General features: G+C 70.8%; 7 protein-coding genes. 2 read left to right on the top strand and 5 right to left on the bottom strand.

The genetic code is table 11. The features are described 5' to 3' along the window. The coding region (locus QMG73_RS44380; RefSeq protein WP_281905980.1) for a hypothetical protein at positions 1-601 on the top strand (601 nt) is incomplete at its 5' end. A gap of 4 nt (positions 602-605) precedes the next feature. On the opposite strand, the gene QMG73_RS44375 is transcribed toward QMG73_RS44380, so the two are convergent. The 4 genes from QMG73_RS44375 to QMG73_RS44360 form a co-directional block, all read right to left on the bottom strand. Further along, a complete protein-coding gene (locus QMG73_RS44375) occupies positions 606-2672 on the bottom strand; it encodes an amidohydrolase family protein (protein WP_281905978.1) in 2067 nt (688 codons plus the stop codon). A 54-nt stretch (positions 2673-2726) separates the two neighbouring features. Next, on the bottom strand, positions 2727-3026 hold the full coding sequence (locus QMG73_RS44370; protein WP_281905976.1) for a PNPOx family protein: 300 nt from the start codon (positions 3024-3026) through the stop codon (positions 2727-2729). Between the two features lie 85 nt (positions 3027-3111). Beyond that, complete coding sequence (locus QMG73_RS44365) at positions 3112-3585, bottom strand: hypothetical protein (protein WP_281905974.1); 474 nt, start codon at positions 3583-3585, stop codon at positions 3112-3114. A 58-nt stretch (positions 3586-3643) separates the two neighbouring features. Next, positions 3644-4255, bottom strand: a complete 612-nt coding sequence (locus tag QMG73_RS44360) for a TetR/AcrR family transcriptional regulator (RefSeq protein WP_281905972.1) — start codon at positions 4253-4255, stop codon at positions 3644-3646. Positions 4256-4351: 96 nt separating this feature from the next. Here QMG73_RS44360 and QMG73_RS44355 point away from each other — a divergent pair, with 96 nt between their 5' ends. Next, the gene (locus tag QMG73_RS44355) at positions 4352-4807 is read left to right on the top strand and encodes a nuclear transport factor 2 family protein (RefSeq protein WP_281905970.1); all 456 of its coding nucleotides are present in this window, start codon (positions 4352-4354) and stop codon (positions 4805-4807) included. 248 nt (positions 4808-5055) lie between these two features. Here the strand turns inward: QMG73_RS44355 and QMG73_RS44350 are convergent, their stop codons facing one another. After that, positions 5056-5886, bottom strand: coding sequence for a hypothetical protein (locus QMG73_RS44350; protein ID WP_281905969.1), 831 nt, complete (start codon positions 5884-5886; stop codon positions 5056-5058). Positions 5887-6000 lie beyond the last annotated feature (114 nt).

The following is a 6000-nucleotide window of genomic DNA, read 5'->3' as shown; positions in this document are numbered from 1 at the left end:
GGTCCTGGCCGGTGAGGCGTTGATTTGGGAGCAGCATGGTCCGGGTCAGGGGCAGGACGACATCGTGATCCGTCGGCTGTCGCTGAACGGTGGGCCGGTCGCTGATGTGCCGGGTTCGCGGGGATATTGGTTGTCGACCGTGCCGGGGTGGATTACGTCGCAGTATCCGGGTACGCCGTTTGGTGAGCCGGAGCGCACCGGGACTTTGGTTGAGGTCGCTACCGGGCGGCGGGTGCAGTGGAAGGCGAATGACGAGTTCGAGTGGACTGTCGCATGTGGACCCGACTGGTGTACGGGGTCGGCTGTCGGTGGCTACATCGCGTTTCAGGCTCTGGACGGCGGCGGCTATGTGGAATTGAAGCAGAAGGGCAGCTTCGTTCCGGGCCTCGACGGGCGCCTCGCGGTCAGCGGCCCGAGCATGGGGCGGGTCCTGTGGGACCGGGGCAGCGGCCGGGCAGCGCGGATCGAGTCGCCCGAAAGGAGTCCCAGTCTCGGCGGGGGCATCGTCGAGCAGGTCGACTACGATCCGCGGTCGCCGGTGCAGACCTGGTTCGACGCGGACGGCACGTTCATGATGCTGGACCTGAAGCGGCTGTGGTGAGCGGTCATGAGAGCGACCGCTCCCACATCACGGTGTACGCTTCCGCGCCGTTCAGCAGATCCGCCCGCAGCGCGGCACCGTCGGCTCCGGCCTGCTGGATGAGGTCGACGGTCCAGTCCGCGTAGAGGCCGTACTGGGCCACGCCGTCGACGTTCAGGTCGAAGGTGCGCGTGCCGAAGACCTGCCGGCTCACCGTCGTGCCGTTGGGTGCGGTGAACGGGTACCCCAGCGGGCTCGCACCGGCGTTCAGGCGTGGCGGCGCCTGCGGCCCCAGGCCGTTGACGTCGCTGCCGAACCCGTACCCGGTGATGGCGCCGCCGTGCGCCAGCGCCCGGTTGGCGCGCCACTCGGCCAGGAAGTCCGGCAGGTCGTTGCCCGCGTCGTGTGCCGCGTAGGCGTACGAGGCGACGAACCCACCCAGGGCGAGGATCCGGTCGACGATGGCCCGGTCGGACCAGGTGTGCACCGACGCGACGCCGGGGTACCCGGCGGCCTCGGCCATGTCGAGGACCGCTTGCGCGGTCTTCACACCCATGTGGTCAATGTGGATGATCATCCCGCGCGCCATCACCTGCTCGATGAGGTACCGGCCAAGGCCGGTCAGGCCGCGCGTGTTGCAGATCTGGCCGCTCGGGTACACGGGCAGCAGCGTCCCGGCTGGCAGGTTCAGCGGACCGAGCTTGAGCAACTCGGCGAAGTCGTCGCTGACCAGCGGCTGCTCGTTGTCGGACGGGCCGGCGCAGCTGGTCGCCTGCCACCAGTGGCCGGTGGAGAGCAGGTTGCCGACGTTGACCGCCGCGCCGGTGACGCCCGAGTCGAAGCGGGTGCCGCCGAACGCGTTGTCGAACTTGTGCACCGGATACAGGCCGGACACGCCCATCGCCCGCAGCTCGTCGAGGCCGGCGTCGATGTCGGCCCGGGTGCATTGCGGCGCGTCGTTGATCTCCCGGCAGCCGAACAGCTCCGAGTTCTCGACGCCGACGACCACGGCGAGCTTGCCCTGGGCGGCGATCGCGCGTACCTGCGCCGGCGTGGTGGCGATGCGGAACCAACCCTTGCCCGCGCCGCCGCTCTGCGCGTCGACGTAGTCCTGCATCGAGTACAGGTACCGGGACTGCGCCCGCAGCTGGTCCATCTCGTCGCAGGAGGTGTCCCGTGACGGGTACAGGCCGCAGATCACGCGGTTCGCCACGAGCAGCGCGTTCAGTACCCGCTGGCCGGCCCGCCAGGAGCGCTCGATGCCCCGGAAGTACGACTGTTCGTGCAGCAGCGAGTTGTGTTGCGGCCAGTCGCCGAACGTGGGCCAGCCGTCCTCGCGCGAGTCGATCGGGTCGGAGCCGCCGATGATCGCCTCAAGCAGCGCGCCCAGGCTGAGGCTGGCGTGCGAGGCGCATCCGGCGAGGGCCACCTCGACGCCGCCGGAGGCCCACGCCTCGCCGCAGCGCAGCCGGCCACCGAAGGCGGCGGCCGCGGTGACGTGCGCGTGGGCGTCGATCGTCCCCACGAGCTTGCCGCTGGTGTCGACGCCGGGTGCCGCCGTGCCGGTGACGCCGGTGGCGATGTCGGGCGGCGTGTAGCAGCCACCGGCGGCGGCCAGGGCGACGGTGTCGCCGGACCCGCCCGCGCCGAGCCGCCACAGGAAGGATCCCATGGTCTGGCCGGTGGCGGTGGCGGCGAAGCGGTACCGGTCGCCGCTCGCGGCCAGGGTGTAGTCGGCCCGGTCGCCGTACTTGTCACCGGCGAGGATGAAGCCGACGACGCTCTGGTACGCGGGCGCGCCGTCCGGACCCAGCAGCTCGTACCGGGACAGCTGCGTCGCCTCCAGCCGGAACGGCGTCGCGGACGAGGCGGCGGACGTGAAGGCGTATCCGGAGCCGTCGCGCACCACGTAGCCGTTCGACCGTGATCCGCTGTAGACCTCCAGGGTGGCGCAGACCCCGTCGAGGGAGTCAGCCGGGCCGGTGATCCTGGTGGCGGCGGACGCACCGGGGATCGCGGCGACCGCCAGGGCTGCGACGGACACCACGACGGCCAGGCCCAGGGCGACCGGCCTGCGACGCGAGGCGGTCATCATGAATCCCTTTCACGTAGGTGCAGAACAGGGTGCGCGTCGCTTCGACGGGTGTCAAGGTCTGAGGTCTAGGTCCATACGCAGCAGTTTGGTGTCGTTCGAGACCGTGATCGGCGTCCTGGTACCCGGTGGCAGCAGCGGCCAGACATCCTTCTTCGCCACCAGCCGCGGTGACGACAGCGCGACCTCCGCGCCGCCGACGGACAGCCGGGCCGTTCCGGCGGCGAGCGCGTTCCGCACCCAGTCGGTCCGCGGCCCGTACATCGGGATGAACACGTAACCGCCGGCGATCGGATGGGCGTCGAGCGGCGTCCGGTACGTCGTACCCGACGACCTGCCCACGTGAATCAGCACGGGGCGAACGCCCCGACGGATCTCCGCGGGGTTGAGAAAGCGCCTGTTGATGCGAGCGAGCCAGCGCGGCAGCGGCATGGCCGGGTCAGTCCTGCGACTCGGTGCGCTCGATCTCGGCGAACGCGGCCGCGAGATAGGTCGCGAGTGGACTCGACGTCGATGCCAACAGGTGAGCCACCAGCAGCGCCGCGTGCCGCGCCAGCGACTCGGGAGCCGGCCGGGGCGCCTGCTCGTCCGGATCGTGGACGCCCAACGCGCCCGCCAGCAGCACGAGCAGCACATGAGGATCGACGGCTGGCTCCCAGACCGCGGCGGCTCGCGTGCAACGCTCGATGATCCCGCGGACGTCGTCACCGCCCAGCCCGTCGGGGTGGGTCTCCTCGAGGAGCATCCGGACCACCGTTCCCAGTACCAGTCCGGAGCCCTCGGCCGCGGCGAGGGGGTCGACGGCGGCCTGGAGCCCGTCTCGGTCCTGCTCCTGAGCGGCGGCGACCGCGTCCGACGCGGTGACCGCGACCGCCCGGGCGGTAGTGGGTAGGTGGCGCCAGGTGCTGCTCATCGGGCCCTTTCCTGGTTGGCGACGAGGTGACGGTACCCGTCCGGCGACCAGGAATCGCTCAGCCGGCGCCCGGCTGATGACGATGCGGCGCGAGGCCGTCGAAGACGATGGTGAGCGCCCTGGCCCGCACCTCCTCGTCGAGGCCGGCGTGTGCGGCCGTCCGGGATGTGGCTACCAGCAGGGCGTAGACCTCGGGCAGCTCGACGTCGTCTCGCACGGCACCGGCTTGCTGGGCACGCCGCAGGAGCGCGCCGACCGCGCGGCGTAGCCCGTTCGACGCTTCTGCGGCCTCGCCGTCGCTGTCACCGCCGGCGTCGAGCAGCGCCTCACCAATGGCGATTTTCGTTGCGGCGTCGGCGACGAGATGGCGAAAGAAGTCGAAGAACGCGGTGCCGGGGTCGGCGGTGTCGAGCAACGCCTCGGCCTGCTCGCGCAGGCGATCGAACCGCCTGACGAGCACAGCCCGCAGCAGCGCCGCCTTGGTGGGGAAGTGGCGGAAGACGGTGGCGATGCCAACCCCCGCGAGCCGAGCCACCTCCTCCGTCGACGCGGACTCGCCGCCCGCGCCGAATACCTGTTCGGCGACGTCCAGGATGCGGCTCCGATTGGCTTCCGCGTCGACGCGTCGCGCTCGCCCGCCGCCGGTCTGGCGCCTGTCCGAGGTACTCAACCGCCCCGCCCGTCCGTTTGATATCCGAAGTCGAGACTCCGTATAGTCAGAGTCGACACTCCGGATCGTACGCGTCCCGCTAACGGGAGGATCCCCTTGACCCCACCCCTCAGCCCCCGAGAGGTCTTTCTCGCCCTGGTCAACGGTGTCGCGGAGGAGCGCTGGGACGATCTCCCCGGCCTCTACGCGGAACAGACCGACGTCGCGCACCCGTTCGACCCGCTTCGCGCGCCGGCGCTGCGCTCCCGCGACGAACTGCGCGAGCACTTCCGGCCGACCGGCACAAGCCCACGGCTGCGCCGTCGGGCAACCAACATCACCATCCACGAGACGACCGACCCCGAGGTCATCGTCGCCGAGTTCGAGTACCAGGGCACCGTCGCCGACACCGGAGAGCCGTTCGCGCTGCCCGGCATCTTCGTGCTCCGGGTGCGCGACGGCCAGATCGTCAGCTCCCGCGACTACTTCGACCACCTCACCGCCGCCCGCGTCCGCGGCCACCTCGACGCCCTCGTAGCGGCCCTCGACCCACAGGATGTGGCGACGGACTGAGGCCCGCGGACTCCGGGTCTGTAAATGTGCTCGCCGTCGCGCTCGACGATCCGCACGCGTGCCAGCCCGCGCCGGCTTGCGCCGCCCGGCCTCCAGGTCTACTGAGGATTTTGTGCCCCGGTCCGCGCCAGTTGCGGACCGCATGCTCCCGCGGGCACCGCGCGGGCCGGCGGCTCGCAAGCGCTCGCCGAAACCCCCGGCCCACGCTGCCAGCACCGCGCGCCAAGCCCGACCCCGTTCGGTCCCGGTCAGGTTGGTCGGCCGGCGCAGACGGCGTAGGTGGCGACGCCGAATCGCACGGTGGTCGTGGTGTTGACGTAGTGCGCGGTCCAGGCGCTGAGCCCGGATTGTGTCGCGCGGTCGACGAGCCAGCGGGTGCCGCCGCCGTGCTCCCAGCCACCGCCGATCGCGAATTCGGTGTTCGTGCAGGCGGCGGGCAGAGTGAGTGAGGTACCCGGCTCGAGGATGGCGCTTTGCTTGGCGACCCGCCGTCCGGCGAAGTTCGCGCAGACGGTGTAGACGGTGGCCGAGCGAGTGACCGTCGTGGCGTTGAACGGCATCACCGTCCAGCCCTGACCGGTGCTGGCCGGGCCGGAGAGCATCACGACGAGGCGATCGACAGCGTCGACGCGGAATCCGCCGCCCGTGTTCGACGTACCGGCGGGGCATGTCTTTGTGACGGCGGGGTTCGCGCCCGGTGCGACGGAGATGGTGCGGGAGTCGAACGTGCGGCCGTCGATGCTGGCGCAGACCGCGAAGACCTCGACCGTCTGGGTCGTGGTCAGCATGTTGAGGGCGCTGACGAACCATCCGTTGCTCGTCGACGAGGGGCGCGAGGTGTCGATGAACACGTCGTTGGCTGTGCTGGCCGAGAACCCGCCGCTGATCGCGACGCCCCAGCTCTGACAGTCGACGGTCACCGAACCCGACGCGCCCGGTGCCAGCGTGAGCGTCCCCCGCCGGGTCTCCCAGGCGCGCAGATCAGCGTGGGCGGCGCTGGCGCCGGCGATCGGCGCCACCATCGCCGCTGCCGCCGCGACCATCAGCCAGCGAGTCAGTCGCGTAAGCGTCGTCCGCATGGTCAACCTCCAGCCGTCGCCGATCGGCCGCAGGTAGTCCCTCAGCCGCGATGTGCCCAGCATGAGAGATGCCGTTCATCGAACTCGCATCGCGCCGTTCATCGGGGCCGGGAA

The sequence above is a fragment of the Phytohabitans aurantiacus genome, assembly GCF_027923225.1.
Lineage (GTDB): Bacteria > Actinomycetota > Actinomycetes > Mycobacteriales > Micromonosporaceae > Phytohabitans > Phytohabitans aurantiacus.
This window is presented reverse-complemented; position numbering and strand designations above follow the sequence as displayed.

Coding starts and splice junctions, on each gene's coding strand:
- QMG73_RS44375 (WP_281905978.1), bottom strand. CDS start 2,672: ATGACCGCCTCGCGTCGCAGGCCGGTCGCCCTGGGCCTGGCCGTCGTG.
- QMG73_RS44365 (WP_281905974.1), bottom strand. CDS start 3,585: ATGAGCAGCACCTGGCGCCACCTACCCACTACCGCCCGGGCGGTCGCG.
- QMG73_RS44350 (WP_281905969.1), bottom strand. CDS start 5,886: ATGCGGACGACGCTTACGCGACTGACTCGCTGGCTGATGGTCGCGGCG.